The 18,161-nt window shown below is 47.4% G+C and carries 17 protein-coding genes; 14 read left to right on the top strand and 3 right to left on the bottom strand.

All coding sequences use genetic code 11. The features are described from left to right. Positions 1–321 precede the first annotated feature (321 nt). From folD to ACO0KV_RS08495, 6 genes are all read left to right on the top strand, one after another. Entirely contained in the window at positions 322–1,167 is an 846-nt protein-coding gene (folD, locus tag ACO0KV_RS08520) for a bifunctional methylenetetrahydrofolate dehydrogenase/methenyltetrahydrofolate cyclohydrolase FolD (protein ID WP_423041800.1), read from the top strand. Position 1,168: 1 nt separating this feature from the next. Then, positions 1,169–3,232 carry a M3 family metallopeptidase gene (locus ACO0KV_RS08515; protein WP_423041798.1) on the top strand — a complete coding sequence of 688 codons (2,064 nt, stop codon included), beginning with the start codon at positions 1,169–1,171 and terminating at the stop codon, positions 3,230–3,232. An 11-nt stretch (positions 3,233–3,243) separates the two neighbouring features. Further along, entirely contained in the window at positions 3,244–3,861 is a 618-nt protein-coding gene (locus tag ACO0KV_RS08510) for a glutaredoxin family protein (RefSeq protein ID WP_423041796.1), read from the top strand. Then, positions 3,845–4,282 carry a DNA polymerase III subunit chi gene (locus tag ACO0KV_RS08505; protein ID WP_423041794.1) on the top strand — a complete coding sequence of 146 codons (438 nt, stop codon included), beginning with the start codon at positions 3,845–3,847 and terminating at the stop codon, positions 4,280–4,282. The genes ACO0KV_RS08510 and ACO0KV_RS08505 overlap by 17 nt, the downstream gene beginning before the upstream one ends. A 1-nt stretch (position 4,283) precedes the next feature. Beyond that, complete coding sequence (locus tag ACO0KV_RS08500; protein WP_423041792.1) at positions 4,284–4,670, top strand: hypothetical protein; 387 nt, start codon at positions 4,284–4,286, stop codon at positions 4,668–4,670. Positions 4,671–4,849: 179 nt separating this feature from the next. Then, positions 4,850–6,157, top strand: coding sequence for a D-amino acid dehydrogenase (locus ACO0KV_RS08495; RefSeq protein WP_423041790.1), 1,308 nt, complete (start codon positions 4,850–4,852; stop codon positions 6,155–6,157). Between the two features lie 209 nt (positions 6,158–6,366). Here ACO0KV_RS08495 and ACO0KV_RS08490 read toward each other — a convergent pair whose 3' ends face one another. Next, positions 6,367–6,876 carry an Lrp/AsnC family transcriptional regulator gene (locus ACO0KV_RS08490; protein WP_423041788.1) on the bottom strand — a complete coding sequence of 170 codons (510 nt, stop codon included), beginning with the start codon at positions 6,874–6,876 and terminating at the stop codon, positions 6,367–6,369. 147 nt (positions 6,877–7,023) lie between these two features. On the opposite strand from ACO0KV_RS08490, the gene ACO0KV_RS08485 reads away from it, so the two are divergent. After that, on the top strand, positions 7,024–8,172 hold the full coding sequence (locus tag ACO0KV_RS08485; RefSeq protein ID WP_423041786.1) for a branched-chain amino acid ABC transporter substrate-binding protein: 1,149 nt from the start codon (positions 7,024–7,026) through the stop codon (positions 8,170–8,172). Positions 8,173–8,318: 146 nt separating this feature from the next. On the opposite strand, the gene ACO0KV_RS08480 is transcribed toward ACO0KV_RS08485, so the two are convergent. Continuing rightward, the gene (locus ACO0KV_RS08480; protein ID WP_423041784.1) at positions 8,319–8,627 is read right to left on the bottom strand and encodes a c-type cytochrome; all 309 of its coding nucleotides are present in this window, start codon (positions 8,625–8,627) and stop codon (positions 8,319–8,321) included. 126 nt (positions 8,628–8,753) lie between these two features. Between ACO0KV_RS08480 and ACO0KV_RS08475 the strand changes: the two genes are divergently transcribed. From ACO0KV_RS08475 to ACO0KV_RS08445, 7 genes are all read left to right on the top strand, one after another. Then, complete coding sequence (locus ACO0KV_RS08475) at positions 8,754–8,978, top strand: TIGR04438 family Trp-rich protein (protein ID WP_423041782.1); 225 nt, start codon at positions 8,754–8,756, stop codon at positions 8,976–8,978. 120 nt (positions 8,979–9,098) lie between these two features. Continuing rightward, positions 9,099–10,010: a LysR family transcriptional regulator gene (locus ACO0KV_RS08470; protein WP_423041780.1), complete on the top strand. Its 912-nt coding sequence runs from the start codon at positions 9,099–9,101 to the stop codon at positions 10,008–10,010. Next, positions 10,004–10,813, top strand: a complete 810-nt coding sequence (lgt, locus tag ACO0KV_RS08465; RefSeq protein ID WP_423041778.1) for a prolipoprotein diacylglyceryl transferase — start codon at positions 10,004–10,006, stop codon at positions 10,811–10,813. Before ACO0KV_RS08470 ends, lgt begins: the two co-directional genes overlap by 7 nt. Before the next feature lie 295 nt (positions 10,814–11,108). Next, the gene (locus tag ACO0KV_RS08460) at positions 11,109–13,199 is read left to right on the top strand and encodes a M13 family metallopeptidase (protein WP_423041776.1); all 2,091 of its coding nucleotides are present in this window, start codon (positions 11,109–11,111) and stop codon (positions 13,197–13,199) included. 686 nt (positions 13,200–13,885) lie between these two features. Then, positions 13,886–15,592, top strand: coding sequence for a 2-isopropylmalate synthase (gene leuA, locus ACO0KV_RS08455; RefSeq protein ID WP_423041887.1), 1,707 nt, complete (start codon positions 13,886–13,888; stop codon positions 15,590–15,592). A gap of 154 nt (positions 15,593–15,746) precedes the next feature. Next, positions 15,747–16,208, top strand: a complete 462-nt coding sequence (locus ACO0KV_RS08450; RefSeq protein ID WP_423041774.1) for an OsmC family protein — start codon at positions 15,747–15,749, stop codon at positions 16,206–16,208. Between the two features lie 8 nt (positions 16,209–16,216). Beyond that, positions 16,217–16,855 (top strand): FMN-binding negative transcriptional regulator, encoded by a 639-nt coding sequence (locus ACO0KV_RS08445; protein WP_423041772.1) that lies wholly within the window; start codon positions 16,217–16,219, stop codon positions 16,853–16,855. Positions 16,856–16,879: 24 nt separating this feature from the next. Here ACO0KV_RS08445 and ACO0KV_RS08440 read toward each other — a convergent pair whose 3' ends face one another. Then, positions 16,880–18,133: a Zn-dependent hydrolase gene (locus ACO0KV_RS08440; RefSeq protein ID WP_423041770.1), complete on the bottom strand. Its 1,254-nt coding sequence runs from the start codon at positions 18,131–18,133 to the stop codon at positions 16,880–16,882. Positions 18,134–18,161 lie beyond the last annotated feature (28 nt).

Here is an 18,161-nt window from a genome sequence, read left to right as displayed (position 1 = left end):
TAGCCTTAGGAATCACATCAATCGTTAAATCGCTCGGGTTAAGAGTTCTTACTTGAGACTTGTTGCTCGCTATAAGTTTTATGACCTAGCGAAAGTTGGCTTTAAGTCATCTAGTCTTGATTTTAAGAATCATCAATGACAAAGTACAGTTTCTATAACGACGACACATGATCAAGATCAAACCTTTTAAAATTAAGCCCAATGAGCCATCCCAACACCAAGGATAGTGAAAAAACTTGCCAGACATTGTCAACTTGCTTTCAATGACAACAGGCGCATCCTTTATAATCTCGGCTCCTCCTGCTTTTACCCATCGCTATCATGACTGCACAAATCATCAACGGAACCCAACTCTCTCAACAACTGCGTGCTGACGTCAGTCAACGTGCCGCCGCCTTAAAGGCTCAAGGCAAACAGCCTGGCCTAGCAGTTATTTTGGTAGGAGAAAATCCTGCATCACAAGTCTATGTCCGCAATAAAGTCAAAGCATGTGAAGATTGCGGCTTTTACTCGGTTTTAGAGAAATACGAAGCAGAGTTAAGCGAAGAGGCATTGCTTTCGCATATTGAGCGCTTAAATAACGACCCAAAAATTAATGGTATTTTGGTACAACTGCCATTGCCAGCGCATATCAATGCCAATAAAGTCATTGAAGCAATTGCTGCCGAGAAAGATGTGGATGGTTTTCATATCAGCAACGCTGGTTTATTAATGACAGGACAGCCGTTATTCCGTCCATGCACACCGTATGGCGTCATGAAAATGCTGGAATCCATCGACTATCCGGTCCGTGGTGCAAACGCGGTTGTCGTTGGTGCCTCCAATATTGTCGGTAAGCCACAGGCGATGTTGCTCTTGCAAGCTGGCGCTACCGTCACCATCTGTAACTCCAAGACCCGTGACCTTGCTGCACACACACGCAATGCGGACATCTTGGTTGTTGCCACCGGCAAACGTAATATCGTCACCGCTGACATGATCAAACCAGGCGCTGTCGTCATCGACGTAGGCATGAATCGTGATGATGAAGGCAAGCTGTGTGGTGACGTTGATTTTGCGCCAAGCAAAGAAGTCGCGGGATATATTACGCCAGTCCCTGGTGGTGTCGGTCCGATGACCATCACGATGTTGCTGGTTAACACGATCGAAGCTGCTGAAAGAAATTAATATGACTATTGCCTCTCCATTGCTCGACTTTAGCGATCTGCCCCGTTTTTCTGACATCCGTGCTGAACAGGTGACACCTGCTATTACCAGTCTGTTAGAAGAAAATCGTGCCGTGATTAAACTATTGACTGAAGATCAATCAGAAGTCAGTTGGGAAACTTTTGTAGAGCCACTGGAGAACGCAACTGAACGACTAGGCCGCGCGTGGAGCATTGTTGGCCACCTCAATGGTGTGGCTGACACGCCAGAGCTGCGCGCTGTCTACAATGAGAATCAACCCGCCATCACTGAATTCTGGACTGAATTAGGACAAAACTTAGTCCTGTTCGAGAAATACAAAGCATTACGTGCGCAAACCGGCTTTGATGCCTTGCCTGTCGCCCGTAAAACGATTATTGAACATGCGATCCGTGACTTCCGCTTGAGTGGTGCAGAGCTGCCTGAAGAAAAACAACGTCGTTATGCCGAGATTGAGGAAAAACTAGCGATGCTAACTACGCGTTTTTCTGAAAACGTTCTTGATGCCACGAATGATTACCGTTTGATGATTGATGACGCAGCACAACTTCAGGGCTTACCGGACGATGTGATTCAGGCGGCGAAAGCGGCTGCAGAGAAAGATGGCGTCAGCGGTTACAAGTTCACGCTGCACTTCCCTTCCTACTTCCCGCTTTTGCAATACGCAGATAACCGCGAAATCCGTGCCACCATTTATCGCGCCAATGCGACCAAGGCATCTGAACTGGGCGCAAAACCTGAATGGGACAATACTGCGATCATCAATGAAATCCTGCAATTACGTCAGGAAGAAGCACAGTTATTGGGGTATCAGAACTACGCTGAAATCTCGCTGGTCAGCAAAATGGCTCAATCGCCAGCCCAGGTCGCCAGTTTCCTGGAAGATTTAGCAGGAAAAGCGCGTCCCTTTGCAGATAAAGATTTGCAAGAACTCCGCCAATTCGCAACGCAAGAACTAGGCATCGAGAAACTGGAAGCCTGGGACGTTGCCTATGCCTCTGAAAAACTGCGTGAACAACGCTATGCGTTTTCAGAGCAGGAAGTGAAACAATATTTTCCGGAACATCAGGTAGTCAATGGTTTGTTTAGCGTGATTCAAACCCTCTTTGCGGTCGACATCAAACCTGACCAAGCCGGCACTTGGCACCCTGACGTCAAGTTCTACCGGATTGAAAGAAATGGCGAACTGGTCGGTCAGTTCTATCTCGATTTGTATGCCCGTAACGGCAAACGCGGTGGTGCATGGATGGATGATGCACGCGGACGCCGACTAACCGCAAAAGGACTGCAGACGCCCGTCGCCTATCTTGTGTGTAACTTCACTGAGCCAGCAACGGTTGATGGTGTAACAAAACCGGCGTACTTTACGCACGACGAAGTCATCACTCTGTTCCATGAATTTGGCCATGGCTTGCATCACATGCTGACCAAGGTCGATGATCTGTCAGTCTCTGGTATTTCTGGCGTTGAATGGGATGCCGTGGAATTACCGTCACAGTTCATGGAAAATTTCTGCTGGGAATGGGATGTTTTACAGAAAATGACCGCCCACGCTGAAACCGGAGAGCCGTTACCACGCGCCTTATTTGACAAAATGGTCGCTGCAAAGAACTTCCAATCTGGATTGCAAACACTGCGCCAGGTTGAATTCGCCTTGTTTGATATGCGTTTACATGGCGAGTTTGATCCGCTAGGATCACAAACAGTACAAGAGGTACTCGATGCCGTGCGTGCTCAGGTATCGGTTTTCAACGCACCAGAATTCAATCGATTACAACATTCGTTCAGTCATATCTTTGCTGGTGGCTATGCAGCTGGTTATTACAGCTACAAATGGGCAGAAGTATTATCGGCAGATGCCTATGCTGCTTTCGAAGAACAAGGCAAAAAAGAAGGCACCAACTTATCCCGCACCATCGGTCAGCAATTCCAACGCGAGGTGTTAGAGGTAGGTGGCTCACGTCCGGCACTGGAGTCATTTAAAGCCTTCCGTGGAAGAGAGCCAGAAATTGACGCGTTATTAAGACACAGTGGCATGGCTGCCTGAAGGGGATAAAATTGAAGCTAACGTCAATCCAAGTATGCGCTATGGTATTACCGCTGTGCTTGCTCGCCGATGCGACCCAAGCACAGTTGTATAAATCCGTCGGCCCCGATGGCAAAGTAACGTACTCCGATACACCACCGCCGGCAACTCAGAAACTTGTTGAAACAAAGAGCATTTCCACATCGCAAGATTTCAATAATTTTCCGTATGAACTGAAATTGGCGGCTTCAAAAAATCCCGTCGTGCTTTACACGACATCCAATTGCAAACCTTGCAATGAAGGTAAAACGTTTCTTAAATCAGCAGGTATCCCGTTTGCAGAAAAGACCGTGAAGTCCAACGCGGATAGCGATAAATTAAAACAATTGAGCGGCGATATTCAGTTGCCATTTCTGACGATTGGTAGCAACAAGCTCCATGGCTACAACCAAGATGACTGGAAAGCAGCGATCAGTGCCGCTAGCTATCCAGACGCTAACCGCTTGCCAGCCACGTATGTTTATCCACAGCCAGAGAGCGCAGCGCCAGCCAGCAAGCCCGATTCGGCATCTACACCACCTAAAAACGTGGCTCCCCCTGCACCTGCACCAATAAAAAAACCGGAAAACGATAATGGCTTCCGTTTCTGAAAAAACCCGCATCGATTTTCATAGCAATGTCGCGGACAAGCTCAATTACGCCTGCCGTCTGATTCGCAAAGCCCGCGGTGCCAACTGTCAAATCGTGGTCTATCATCCCGATCGTCGGGTATTGCAGCAAATCGATGCAGCACTGTGGACAATGGAAGAGATCGGTTTCTTACCGCACGTCATGGCAGATGATCCGTTGGCAAACGTTACGCCGATTATTCTAAGCCACGAAAATCTAGAGCAAAGTCCGCATTTTGAATTGCTTGTCAACTTAAGTGCGTCAACGCCAGAACACTTTGGACTTTTTCCACGCATGATAGAAATCGTCTCCAGCCAAGCTGAAGATACAAACGCTGGCCGTGAGCGCTATCGCTACTATCATCAACAAGCTTACCCTTTGAGCCATAACGTGGCGAAATAATATGAACACACAACTCGATGCCAGTATTCCGGTTCTGACCGAAATCATCACGCCTGATACCCTCACCACGATTGTCGAAGAAATACAATCGGAGCATATCGGTGATATCACGAGTGAAATAAAACAACCCGCGACGCAGCAAGGCTCCATCAGCGAAGAAGAGTGGCAATTATTGGAACAAACGCTCCGAGAAAATGTTCTCAAACATGTGCTAACCCGGGTGGATTTCGTATTAGAACACCGCGTTCGGGATAGTCTTGCCGATGTACTACAGACGGCGGTAGAAAAACTGGCCAACGAAATTCGTATGGGGTTGAAAAACTCGCTGGAAGAAGTGGTGACCCGTGCTGTGACGCAAGAAATTGCCAAGGTAAAAACATCAAAATAAGCAAAATTATAAAAAATATTTTTATTTTTAAACATAACTAGCTCTCAGAATTTTAAAAATAAAAATAAAATATCACTTTCTGATTACATCAAAAACAATAAGCTTTCTACAATCTCACATGTAAAACAAAGGAACTGCACACTGTTCTGCAGCATTCCTCACACACAGGAGATTGGTCAATGAAAGTCATCGTTCTCGGCGCCGGCATTATCGGCACATCCACTGCATGGTTCCTCCGACAACAGGGTCACGATGTGACTGTAATCGAACGTCAACCTGGTGCCGCGCAAGAAACAAGCTTTGCTAACGGGGGCCAGATTTCGGTATCGCATGCGGAGCCGTGGGCGAATCCCTCTGCGCCATTAAAAGTCTTGAAATGGCTAGGTAAAGAGGACGCGCCATTGCTATTTCGTCCGCGTGCAGAATTGCTACAATGGCAATGGGGCCTCCAGTTTTTACGTGAATGTACGCAAAGTCGTACTGACCATAATATCCGCCAGATCGTGGCGATCGCCGAGTTCAGCCGCCAGACGCTGCTTGAGGTCCGAGCCAGTACGGGTATCGAATACGACTGTCTGACTAAGGGCATTCTCCATTTTTATACTGACCAAAAAGAGTTCGATAGCTCTTTACCTGCGACACGCTTGATGCGCGAACTGGGCTGTCCCCGCGTCTCTATCAGTGCAGATGAAGTGGTTCAGCGTGAACCGGCGTTAGCTGGCGTACGTCAGCAGATCGTCGGTGGTGATTTTACAGAAACGGATGAATCGGGAGACGTCTATCAATTCACAACTGGTTTGGCACGGAAGGCGACTGAGGCGGGAGTTCAATTTCGCTATAACACCAGTGTTACCAGATTACTGCATGAGGGTTGTGGTGGCAGCGCAGCCATTACTGGGGTTGAAGTTATCGCTGAACATGGTCGTCACGAAACTTTACGTGCTGACGCGTTTGTCGTGGCGATGGGGAGTTTTTCGCAGCCACTGCTAAAACCACTGGGCATTCCTTTAATGATCTATCCTGGCAAAGGTTATTCTGCCACATACCGTATTATCGACGGCGCTGCTGCTCCCACTGTCTCGCTAACGGACGATGGATATAAGTTGGTCGTATCTCGGCTAGGGGATAGGCTAAGGGTCGCAGGCACCTGTGAGATCAACGGATACACGCGAGAACTCAATAACGCCCGCTGCGCAGCGATCACACGCCGTACCCAAGAATTATTCCCTGATGCCTGTGATTACACTGATCCTGTGTATTGGACAGGTTTACGGCCACTCACCCCATCCAATGTCCCTTACATTGGTAAAACCAGCTACCAGAATCTCTTTTTGAATACCGGCCACGGAACGCTAGGTTGGACCATGGGGGTAGGATCAGGTCGTGCACTTGCTGACATTATTTCGGGGTACCTTCCTGACGTCGATTTTGCTTTCACAGGCATAGAGCGACAACGATTCTCACCACGTCTGGCGGCTGCTAGTTAACGCCATCCACACCTCGCAGGCGTCATGCGTTTAGGTAATATATTGCCGTCAAGCCATAGACGTCGCGACGGCCGCAACCGCGGTCAGCAATCTCAGCGACGACATCAAGTGCAATGCTAGGCGTCGTCACCACGATCCATCAGGGTATTTAAGCTCGACAATGTTTCATTTTTGAGAAAAAAATGTGAAACAGACGCGAAATCTTCACTTTATTTCTTCACTTTTACCGTCACTTCCGCAGCCTTTTCGTCGAATGCGATGTAGGTCGTGAATTTAGTCTTTTTCATCGGAAAACGGGAGTGAAAATGTCGTACATTGCCAGATCCAGAAATGACGCGTCGCACAAATTGATAGTACGCATCCATATCAATAACGTGCACAACCAGGAAATAATCGTACTCTCCTGACACAAAATAACACTGCATGACTTCAGCTTCCTTATTCATGCGCGCCTCAAAATCGTGCATAAATTCGTCACTCTGATTCACGAGTGATACTTCGAGAAAAGCGAGCATCCCAAATGCAAGTCCAAAAGGATCAACCACGCTAACGTCAGCACTGATAACGCCTGCGTCACGTAATTCTCTGATGCGGCGCAAACAAGTCGGCTGAGAAATGTGTAACTTTTCAGCGAGAGTCCTCGTTGGAATCTGATTATTTTTTTGGAGATGATTCAAAAGCTTGCGATCAAGCTTGTCTAGCGCACGGAAATGAGGCATATAAAAATCGTCTTTTTTTAAAAAAAACCGCACAAAATAGCTTTGCGAAATATTTTTTCTGTTGTACCTTTTGTTTATTCAGAGATCTGAATAAGTTGGTAATGCAATAGTGTTGTCCTACTTTATTAAACCTTAGGAGTAATGTTCATGTCGTTTAAAACAAAAATGATCCCAGTGGCAGGCGCGATTGCTTTCGCATTCGCTGGTGCAGCAGCGGCAGCTGACGAAGTAGTTATTAAAATTGGTCACGTTGGTCCTATCTCTGGTGCTATTGCGCATCTGGGTAAAGACAATGAAAACGGCGCTAAAATGGCGATCGAAGAGCTCAATACTAAAGGCCTGGTCATCGGCGGTAAAAAAGCAAAATTCGAACTGCTCGCTGAAGATGACGCAGCAGATCCAAAACAAGCGACTACCGTAGCACAAAAACTGGTTGATGCAAAAGTCAACGGTGTTATCGGTCACTTGAATTCAGGTACAACAATTCCAGCGTCTAAAATTTACAACGATGCTGGCTTGGTACAAATCTCCCCATCCGCAACGAACCCAAAATACACACAACAAGGCTTTAAAGGCGCGTTCCGTGTTGTAGCTAATGACGGCCAATTAGGCGGTACATTGGGTCGCTATGCAGTACAAATCAACAAAGCGAAGAAAGTCGCTGTGATCGATGATAAAACAGCATACGGCGAAGGTGTTGCTGCTGAATTTATCAAAGGCGCAAAAGGTAAAGGCGCAGAAGTTGTTGTGCAAGAACATACGACTGACAAATCTACTGATTTCAGCGCAATCTTAACCACAATCAAAGCTAAAAAACCAGACGTTATCTTCTTTGGTGGTATGGATGCGGTTGCTGGTCCAATGCTGCGTCAAATGAAAGCACTGGGCATCACTGCTAAATTCATGGGCGGCGATGGTATCTGTACAGCCGATCTGGTTAAACTGGCTGGCGACGCGATTGGCGAAGGCCAAGTAGTTTGTGCTGAAGCAGGCGGTGTTCTGGATGCACAAAAAGCAGCTAACGAAAAATGGAAAGCTGACTACAAGAAAAAATTCGGCGTAGAAGTTCAAATCTATGCACCATATGTCTACGATGCAGTGATGACAATGGCTCAGGCAATGAAAGAAGCAAATTCTGCTGAACCAGCTAAATACTTGCCATTCTTGAAGAAAATCAAATACCACGGCGTTACTGGCGACATCTCTTTTGATGACAAAGGCGATATCAAAGACGGTACTCTGACTTTGTACACATACAAAGGCGGCAATCGTGATCTGTTAGCAGTCACGAAGTAATTGCGTCTCACGACTTCAGACTTTTAGCTTTCAAGCCGAAAGTCTGGTCAAAAAAAGCCCGAGAAAATCTTATTTTCTCGGGCTTTTTATCTCACTCAACGTCCGCGTCTCAGGCAATGAGGCAGGGACCAACAGCGATAGTCCGATTATTTCAGAGACAGTACCCACTTAACCAACGTGTGTGCTTCTGCGTCGGACACTTGTGTATTAGCAGGCATCGCCATCGTACCCCATGCACCGCTACCACCCTTCAATACTTTTTGTACCAGCTTGGCTTCAGCAGTTTTGTCACCAGCGTACTTTTTAGCGACATCCTTGTAAGCAGGGCCGACAATTTTGGCATCAACAGAGTGACAAGCCATACAGTTCTTTGCTTTTGCCAGTTCAATGTTTGCCATTGCAGAGCCAGAAGCCAACATGGCCACTGTTGCACCTACCAATAATGAGTATTTCATTGTTTTCTCCAGGTTAAAAAATGCGTTTTCATTTTAACGCTTTTTCTGTCAATGAAGGATTTACATCAACGAGTAGGTTGACCCGAGCCAAAATACACATTAATCTGCAAAAAAAAAGGAGCAACTATGCTATTAATCATTCCACTTGTACTTTTACTTATTCTAAAGCTGGCTAACGTCTGGATTTTCGCGGGACTATCGTGGTGGTGGATCATCGGTCTTGCCGTCTTTGCCTTTCTCTGGTTTGAAATTTTTGAACGCATATTGGGATTAGATAAACGCAAAGACGATGCCTATTTCGAAAAGATGAAACAAGAACGCATTAAACGAACCTTCAGTAAAAAAAAATAAGGCATCCCATCTCTAAAAAACCTAGCAAACGCCTATCAAATTCGTGCCAGTTGTCACCGATATGCGCCATGGCCATATCGGTTGATTTTTTAAAGGTCACAACAGTCCTCTGCCTCCCTCATGAATGATATTGATCAAAGGCACTTGGAGCTGCGCCAGTTACGCTACTTCATCACCGTAGCGGAAGAGTTGCATTTTGGCAAAGCGGCCACGCGTTTACATATGACCCAACCACCGTTATCGCAGGCAATTCAAGCGTTTGAATCTGATCTCGGCACACCACTGTTTGTGCGCAGTACGAGGCAAATTAGTCTGACAGCGGCAGGCAAAGCCCTGCTACCGGAAGCCAGAAAATTACTGCAACAGGCGCACAGCCTGCGTCAGTTGGTGCAAAGGGCCGCCGCTGGCAATCAGGGCCACCTGAGCCTTGCTTTCGTTTCAATTGCCGATTACAGCATATTGCCGCCAACGCTGAGAACGTTTCGGCAAACGCATGCTGACGTCAGCATCGAATTACGCGAGGCGACGACCGATGTGCAACTTGAGGCTCTCGAAAAAGGAGAAATTGACGCAGGATTTATGATTCCTCCGATGCCGGAAAAATTTCAACACTTACTTGATTACCAGAAAATCCTGACAGAACCACTGATATTAGCAGCACCAGAGCATCTATTCTCTCTAGGACAGGCAGTCAGCATTGAACAATGTAAAGATCAGGCATTGATTTTATTTCCTCGTAAAATTGCACCCGCCTTACACGATGCCATCCTTGGTTTTTTTCATGAGGCAGGATTGACACCCGACATTGGGCAAGAAGCGATCCAAATGCAAACCATCGTCGGACTCGTCTCCGCTGGCATGGGAATAGCACTTGTGCCACAATCCGTATCGAACTTGCAGCGTCCGGGCGTGTCTTATCATGCGTTCAATGACAAAACGCCTGTTGTTGAGATCGGCTTTGCCTGGCGCAAAGACAATCCTTCAGCAGTATTAACCTCTTTCTTACAGCTCTTAAACCAAAATTTATGCTGATTCACCCCAATCCAGATCCCGTTGCTTTTTCACTTGGCCCTCTGCAAGTACATTGGTATGGTCTGATGTACATGGTCGCCTTTGCTCAATTTGTTGCGCTGGGTAGAGTGCGACTTAAACTTCCTCATATTGCTGCACAAGGATGGACAAAGGAACATATTGATGACATGTTGTTTTACGGTGTGCTAGGGGTCGTTCTTGGTGGACGTCTAGGTGAAGTCTTTTTCTATCGACCACAATTTTTCTTTGAAAATCCACTTGAGATTGTGCAAGTCTGGCACGGTGGAATGTCCTTTCATGGCGGATTTATCGGCGTTCTGGTAGCGATGTCCTTATGGGCTCGTAAAGTAAAGATGCCACTGGTGAACGTCTACGATTTTATCGCTCCATTGGTACCACTAGGTTATGCGGCAGGCCGGATCGGGAATTTCATCAATCACGAATTACCGGGCCGGATTGCATCGGTGGACTTGCCATGGGCAATGATGTGGCCAGGCGTTGATCATCCCGTTCATCCCTCACCAATTTATCAAGCCTTGGTTGATGGTGTTTTATTGTTCATTATTTTGTGGATTTATGCACGCAAACCGCGTCCACCACTCGCTGTCGGCGCATTGTTTGTGACCTTATATGGCTGCGCTCGATTCTTTACAGAATACTTCCGCACACCGGATTATGAAGTCAGCTTTGCTGGCGTCACTATTTCTGCGGGACAAATGCTGTCCTTGCCGATGGTATTGGGAGGCTTGTGTCTATTGGGATTGGCGTACTGGAACCAACAAAGACAAAAAACGACCAAATAACTTACGTAGAACGAGCGTTTTTTAGCCTCAAAAAAGAGCAAAAAAATGCGTCTTGATCCTGAACTGCGTTTTTTGTTTTAAAAATTGGATACAACCACCTCTGGCTGGCATATATTTCGTTAAGCGACGAACTATTTGCCGGCCTTTTTGTCAAACAGAGTTGCGGTTATGTAAAAAATAAAATCAAAAAAGACGACAGTGATCTTCATCGAATTTTTTGATCAATCACCTTTCCGCTGCATTTCGTCCGGCCCTATCAAAGCCGGTTTTACTCAAATACTCAAGGGATCATCACATGCAACGCACTCTGCTTTCTCTGGCAGTTCTCGCCACTCTTTCATTGAGTGGATCACCTGCCGCTTTTGCCCAATCACCTGCCCCTGCCCTCCCGACAACAGCAAACGCTTCTGGCACGGCCTCCGCTGCGACACTGCGTTCAGGTATCGATCTGCAATGGCAAGACACAAGTGTGCGTCCGCAAGATGATTTTTTTAAGTTCATGTCAGGTAAATGGCTGGCAACCGCAGAGATCCCTGCTGATCGTGCCCGCTACGGTTCGTTTGATAAATTGCGTGAATTATCAGAACAACGTTCGCATGACATCATCGATAGTCTCACTACCGACAAGCATCTGAAAGCCGGTAGCAACCAGCAAAAAATCGCGGCGCTGTATGCTAGTTTTATGGATGAAGCCCGTGCAGACAAGCTCGATATCGAACCATTGAAAGCGACATTTGCAACAATCGACAAAGCCAGAAAACCAGCAGACTTCCCTGCACTGGTTGCGCACTTGTCGCAATTAGGCGTCTCCTTGCCAGTCAATTCTGGCGTTGGTCAAGATGCACGCGAATCCACGACTTACGCCGTATATGTTAGCCAGGGTGGCCTTACTTTGCCAGATCGTGACTACTATCTCAAAGATGACGCTAAATTCAAAGGCTTCCGTGACGCTTACGTGAAGCACGTCGAAAAAATGCTGGCAATGAGCGGCGAAAAACACGCAGACAAAGCCGCAGCCGACATCCTCGCACTGGAAACAAAGATTGCCACCATCCAGTGGTCCAAAGTGGAAAATCGTAATCCAGTCAAGACCTATAACAAATTGGATATGGCAAAGTTGGCCGAGCTGACGCCAGGCTTTGACTGGTCCGCTTATTTTGCGGGGACAGGCGTTGGTAAAAAAGTGAATTACGTGATCGTACGCCAGCCAAGCTTCATGACCGATCTGGCAAAACTGATCAATGACACGCCAGTCGATGTCTGGAAAACTTATTACAAATGGAAAGTGGTGGATGCGTATGCACCGTTCTTATCAAAACGCTTTGTCGATGAAGATTTTTCCTTCTCCAGCGTGACGCTGCGCGGTATCCCTGAAAACCAACCACGCTGGAAACGGGGGGTTGGTCGCGTTGAAGAAAGTATGCCTGAAGCTTTAGGCGAACTGTACGTTGCTAAATACTTTCCACCAGAAGATAAAGCACGTATGCAAAAATTGGTCTCCAACCTGATCGAAGCGTACAAGCAAAGCATTGAAACGCTGACCTGGATGAGTCCGGAAACGAAAAAAGAGGCCTTAGTCAAACTCTCTAAATTTACGCCAAAAATCGCCTACCCTGATCAATGGCGTGACTACAGTGCGTTGCAAATCAAAGCGAATGATCTGGTTGGAAACGTCATCCGTAGCCGCACATTCGACCATCAACGCGACGTCGCTAGACTCGGCAAACCCGTTGACCGTAAAGAATGGGGCATGAGTCCACAAACCGTGAACGCATATTACAACTCCCGTCAGAATGAGATCGTTTTCCCGGCTGCGATTTTGCAACCACCGTTCTTCAATCCAGCAGCGGATGATGCCGTCAACTACGGTGGCATTGGCGCAGTCATCGGCCACGAAATCAGCCACGGTTTTGACGACTCCGGCAGCCAGTCTGATGGAGACGGTAACCTGCGTAACTGGTGGACCAAAGACGACAAAGAAAACTTTGGCAAACTCACCGGCGCACTGGTTGCCCAATACAATGGCTACAGCCCATTACCGGGCTATAACGTCAATGGCGCATTGACCTTGGGTGAAAATATCGCGGACAACTCCGGCTTATCTATCGCTTACAAAGCGTATCAGATTTCCCTCGGCGGCAAACCAGCACCTGTCATCGACGGCTACACTGGCGATCAGCGTCTGTTTATGGGCTGGGCACAAGTCTGGCGCGGCAAAGCACGCGATGCTGAAACTATCCGTCTGATCAGCACTGATCCCCACTCTCCGGCAGAAGTCCGTGGCAACGCACCATTAACGAACCTGCCAGCCTTTTATGAAGCGTTTGGTGTCAAAGAAGGCGATAAGATGTACGTTGCACCAGAGAAAAGAACGACGATCTGGTAATCGTAGAAAGACACCATTGAAAAACTCAGGATGTCGGTGATGTCCTGAGTTTTTTTTATGTTGGGGATGACGAGAGCAAGGTCCTCGGCGGGTCACACTCGGCCCGCCCTTACGAAGTGCAATTAAAATAATTAATAACGAAAATTAAAAAAATAGTCTTGACGAACAACCGCATCTCGATTTACATTAGATCCCATGACATCCCAAAAACACATCACTGCCGCGAAACAAACTGCTGCGCACAGACCTGCTCTGTTGCTCACTGTTTCCGCGTTGATGCTGCTATCCCTACTAGCACTACTATCTCTACAACTAGCGAAGTAATTTCCTCTAGTTTCCGGCATTACCTCCTCAGATCTTGATGTAATCGCCACCAGCTTCAACACCTAATTTGTTTTACCCGGCTCGAGATAAGCCACACAGGATGATCAGCATGTTCATGTTCAAGATAACCAGCACCGTGTTTAAGACCGTTATATCAATGCAATATGCTTGCGTCTTGAACAATCGCACGTCGTATGACACGACTGGTTTGTCTGCATCCGCCCTACTACATCGACTACCGACCGGTTAACTGGCCGCGCGTAAGCCGGTGGACGCCAGTTAGCCTCTGACCACCTTCCTCTCGTATTTATTTTCAACATCGCCTCCTGCGAGGCGAAGGACTCACTATTTTTTAAAGGTTTATCATGCTTGCTCAACCATCGTCGAAATACCGTGCATTTAATCCATTTGCCACTATTCAATTAAGTGATCGCCAATGGCCATCACGTCAGATTGAGAAAGCGCCGATCTGGATGAGCACGGATTTACGTGATGGCAATCAGGCATTAATTGAACCAATGAACGCAGAAAAAAAGATGCGTTTTTTTAAGATGTTGGTCAATATCGGCATCAAAGAAATTGAAGTCGCCTTTCCATCTGCATCTGACACCGACTTTGAGTTTGTCCGCGAATTAATTACCGGCAACCACATCCCTGATGATGTCACGATTGAAGTCTTAACACCGGCCCGTGAAGACCTTATCCGCCGCACCATCGATGCGGTACAGGGTGCAAAACGTGCCATCATCCATTTGTATAATCCTGTCTCCCCCGCGTTCCGACGTATCGTCTTTGCTAAATCCTGCGAAGAAGTCAAACAGATTGCCATCGATGGAACACAACTGATTAAAACGCTGACCGATGCGCGACCGGAGACAGAGTGGATTTTCCAATACTCACCAGAGACATTCAGCATGACCGAGCTCGATGTAGCGAAAGACATCTGTGATACCGTCACTGAGATCTGGCAAGCAACACCTGCGCGCAAAATCATCATTAATCTGCCATCCACGGTGGAATGTACAACTCCGAATATCTATGCAGACCAGATCGAGTGGATGCATCGTCATCTTGCACACCGCGACGCCACGATTCTTAGTGTGCATCCTCACAACGACCGCGGCACAGCAGTCGCCGCTGCAGAACTCGCAGTCATGGCGGGCGCTGATCGTATTGAGGGGTGTTTATTCGGTAATGGCGAACGTACTGGCAATGTCGATCTGGTGACCTTGGCATTAAATCTTTATACACAGGGTATTTCACCTGGGCTTGATTTTTCTGACATCGACGCAGTGCGTCAATGCGTTGAAGAATGTAATCAGATCCCAGTTCATCCACGCCATCCTTACGTTGGTGATTTAGTACATACCGCATTCTCTGGCTCGCATCAGGATGCGATCAAAAAAGGCTTTGCACAACAAGCGCCGGATGGCATGTGGGAGGTGCCTTATCTGCCAATTGACCCGCGCGATATCGGTCGCAATTACGATGCGGTCATCCGCGTCAATAGCCAATCCGGCAAAGGTGGTATGACGTATTTACTGGAACAAGAATACGGCATCAGCATGCCGCGCCGTATGCAAATTGAATTCAGTCATGCAGTCCAACAATTCGCGGATCGCAGTGGACTGGAAGTTCAGGCCAGCGATTTGTTTCAGATTTTCAGGCAGGTATTTTTAACTGCAGACACAGGTTTCGCTTATCACGCACATCAAGTTCTCGAACAGAGAACATCGCCATCTGTTCCTGCGCATTTATCAATGCGTTTGGAATTGCTGTTCAACGGACAATCACGAGTCGTCCAGGCAACAGGTCATGGTATTCATGCGGCAAGCATTACAGCATTTGTACAACAAGGAATACACATTGATCCCGTTGAAGTAACAGAACACACCTTCATCGATCATCAGCAGCAAAAACAATGCCAGTGCGTCATTGAGGCGCGCATCAATGGTGACAGACAATTCGGTGCAGGCATTGCGGCGGATGCAGAGTCAGCGTACATCCAAGCATTATGTAGCGTAGTCAACAGGCACTTAACAAACAATGAAGAAGCCTTAGTCGCCTAAGACATCTCTCATTAACGGATAGGAGAAAAAGGAATGACATCTATTGTCAGACACCTTTTTCTCTTTTTTTATTTTTCACCATCAAATCCACATTGATTCTCTATCAATTTATCGTACACTAAGCCCTGAAGTTTTAGATCAAAAAGGACATTCGATGAGCGAATACAAGGCAGAGGTAGTATGGCAACGTGGTGATCAGCTATTTACTGATAATCGATATAGTCGCGGTCACGAATGGAAATTTGATGGGGGTTTTAGCGTTCCCGCTTCCTCGGCACCCAGCTCAGTTCCACTACCGATGTCGGTTGAAGAAAATGTCGATCCAGAAGAGGCGTTAGTCGCTGCTCTGGCAAGTTGTCATATGTTATTTTTCCTGAGCTTTGCCCAAAAGCAGGGGTTTATCGTTGATCACTATCAGGACCATGCCACCGGTTTTATGGAAAAAAATGAACGCGGACGTCTCTACATAGCACGTATAGAATTGCGCCCTGCTACGCGCTTTTCGGGTGAGAAGATGCCCACGAAGGAGCAAATCGATGCTCTCCATCATTTGTCTCACGAGCACTGCTATATCGCCAATTCCTTGCGCGCTGATGTCACGATTATTTCGGAGTAAGTCTCACTATGTACATGCCTGCCCATTTTTCTGAAGAACGCCTCGACGTCTTACATGATCTCATCCATCAACACCCGCTTGCCAGCATGGTTAGTTTGGAAGCGGATGGCATGACCGCCAATCATATTCCGTTCACCATTACCCCACCAACGGCGGATGCACCGCTCGGTAAGTTACTCGGCCACGTCGCCCGTGCCAATCCGGTGTGGCAAAATCGCGCCCCTGTCCTACTGATTTTTCAGGGGCCATCCGCTTACATTACACCTGGCTGGTACGAAGAAAAAAAACTGACTGGCGCGGTTGTTCCAACTTACAACTACGCGGTTGTTCATGTGCATGGAAAAATCAACGTGGTGGAAGACAGCGCACAATTTCTGAGCTTACTCACACAACTCACCGAGCATTTTGAATCAACACGCCCAAAGCCATGGGCAGTCGCAGATGCACCACCGGAATACATTGAAAATATGATGGCGCAAATCGTCGGCATTGAAATCCCGATCACACGATTAGTCGGCAAATGGAAAACCAGCCAGAATAAATCGACAACCAACCGTAGCCATATTGCGGTGCAATTACGAGAAGAAAATAACATGCTAGGCACTGCCATGGCAGACATCATGGAAGATCAGCTATTTGATGTTTGAGTTTAAGTGTAAGTTTGAACAACACTACACCACGGGGCGCGCCCGCTCCAGCATTGCATGCAATAACACATTACACCCCGCACTGATATGTTCTGATGTTGCATCTTCAATTTCGTTATGACTAATCCCATCCTTACAAGGCACAAAGATCATCCCCGCAGGGGCCAAACGTGCTGCGTAAATTGCATCATGTCCAGCACCTGAAACTACATCCATCGTGCTATAGCCTAATGCAGCCGTCGCTTGGCGCACAGCATCAACACACTCCGGATGGAATGGACAAGGTGGAAAGTAAGAAACACGTTCAATACTGATTTTCAAGCCACTGCGCTGGCTGGTGTCATCCACATAAGCGAGAATGTCATTGTGCATCGTATCGAGCAAGTCGGAGGACACATTGCGTAAATCAATGCTGAATTTTACCTCACCCGGAATCACATTACGACTGTTAGGAAACACTTGTACCATGCCCACCGTACCACGACCATAAGGCGGATAACGGTTGCCGATATTGACTACTTCTTGCATGATATGGGTTGCCACCTGTAAGGCATCTTTACGTAAGCCCATCGGCGTAGGGCCTGCATGCGCCTCCATGCCTGTAACCGTGCAATCGTACCAAGATAATCCGAGCACACCTGGCACCACGCCAATGACTTTATCGGCGTCTTCTAGCACAGGACCTTGCTCGATATGCGCTTCAAAATACGCCCCGATCGGATGGTGCCCTGGCTCTTCTGTTCCCAAATAACCAATGCGGGCCAGTTCTTCTGCCACCGTCTTACCTTCCGTATCCTGGGCGGCATACGCATGTTCCAGCGAGAAGGCACCACAAAATACCCCAGACCCCATCATGACAGGAACAAAGCGAGATCCCTCTTCATTGGTCCAGAACGCGACTTCGATTGGTGACTCGGTGTCGATCTGATGATCATTCAATGTGCGTACGACTTCTAGCGCTGCCAACACACCATAATTACCGTCAAACTTACCGCCAGTTGGTTGGGTGTCGATATGGCTACCGGACATCACAGGGGCAAGTGCAGGATTACGCCCTTCTCTGCGCATGAACACATTCCCAATTTTATCAACGGTAATACGCATTCCCGCTTGCTTACCCCAACTAACAACTAAGTCGCGGCCTTGCTTATCGAGGTCGCTCAGCGCTAGGCGTTTAACGCCCCCTTTGACTGTCGCACCGATCTGCGCTAACTCCATGAGCGATGCCCAAAGGCGGTCACCATTGATACGTAAATCACTTAAAGTAGTTAATGACATTGCGACCTCCTGAATTGTTCTTAATCGG

It is taken from the genome of Undibacterium sp. RuRC25W (assembly GCF_049339825.1).
Taxonomy (GTDB): Bacteria; Pseudomonadota; Gammaproteobacteria; order Burkholderiales; family Burkholderiaceae_D; genus Undibacterium.
This window is presented reverse-complemented; position numbering and strand designations above follow the sequence as displayed.

Coding starts and splice junctions, on each gene's coding strand:
- ACO0KV_RS08450 (WP_423041774.1), top strand. CDS start 15,747: ATGAGCGAATACAAGGCAGAGGTAGTATGGCAACGTGGTGATCAGCTA.
- ACO0KV_RS08470 (WP_423041780.1), top strand. CDS start 9,099: ATGAATGATATTGATCAAAGGCACTTGGAGCTGCGCCAGTTACGCTAC.
- ACO0KV_RS08475 (WP_423041782.1), top strand. CDS start 8,754: ATGCTATTAATCATTCCACTTGTACTTTTACTTATTCTAAAGCTGGCT.
- ACO0KV_RS08515 (WP_423041798.1), top strand. CDS start 1,169: ATGACTATTGCCTCTCCATTGCTCGACTTTAGCGATCTGCCCCGTTTT.
- ACO0KV_RS08490 (WP_423041788.1), bottom strand. CDS start 6,876: ATGCCTCATTTCCGTGCGCTAGACAAGCTTGATCGCAAGCTTTTGAAT.
- ACO0KV_RS08445 (WP_423041772.1), top strand. CDS start 16,217: ATGTACATGCCTGCCCATTTTTCTGAAGAACGCCTCGACGTCTTACAT.
- folD (WP_423041800.1), top strand. CDS start 322: ATGACTGCACAAATCATCAACGGAACCCAACTCTCTCAACAACTGCGT.
- ACO0KV_RS08485 (WP_423041786.1), top strand. CDS start 7,024: ATGTCGTTTAAAACAAAAATGATCCCAGTGGCAGGCGCGATTGCTTTC.
- lgt (WP_423041778.1), top strand. CDS start 10,004: ATGCTGATTCACCCCAATCCAGATCCCGTTGCTTTTTCACTTGGCCCT.
- ACO0KV_RS08495 (WP_423041790.1), top strand. CDS start 4,850: ATGAAAGTCATCGTTCTCGGCGCCGGCATTATCGGCACATCCACTGCA.
- ACO0KV_RS08505 (WP_423041794.1), top strand. CDS start 3,845: ATGGCTTCCGTTTCTGAAAAAACCCGCATCGATTTTCATAGCAATGTC.
- ACO0KV_RS08500 (WP_423041792.1), top strand. CDS start 4,284: ATGAACACACAACTCGATGCCAGTATTCCGGTTCTGACCGAAATCATC.
- ACO0KV_RS08480 (WP_423041784.1), bottom strand. CDS start 8,627: ATGAAATACTCATTATTGGTAGGTGCAACAGTGGCCATGTTGGCTTCT.
- ACO0KV_RS08460 (WP_423041776.1), top strand. CDS start 11,109: ATGCAACGCACTCTGCTTTCTCTGGCAGTTCTCGCCACTCTTTCATTG.
- ACO0KV_RS08440 (WP_423041770.1), bottom strand. CDS start 18,133: ATGTCATTAACTACTTTAAGTGATTTACGTATCAATGGTGACCGCCTT.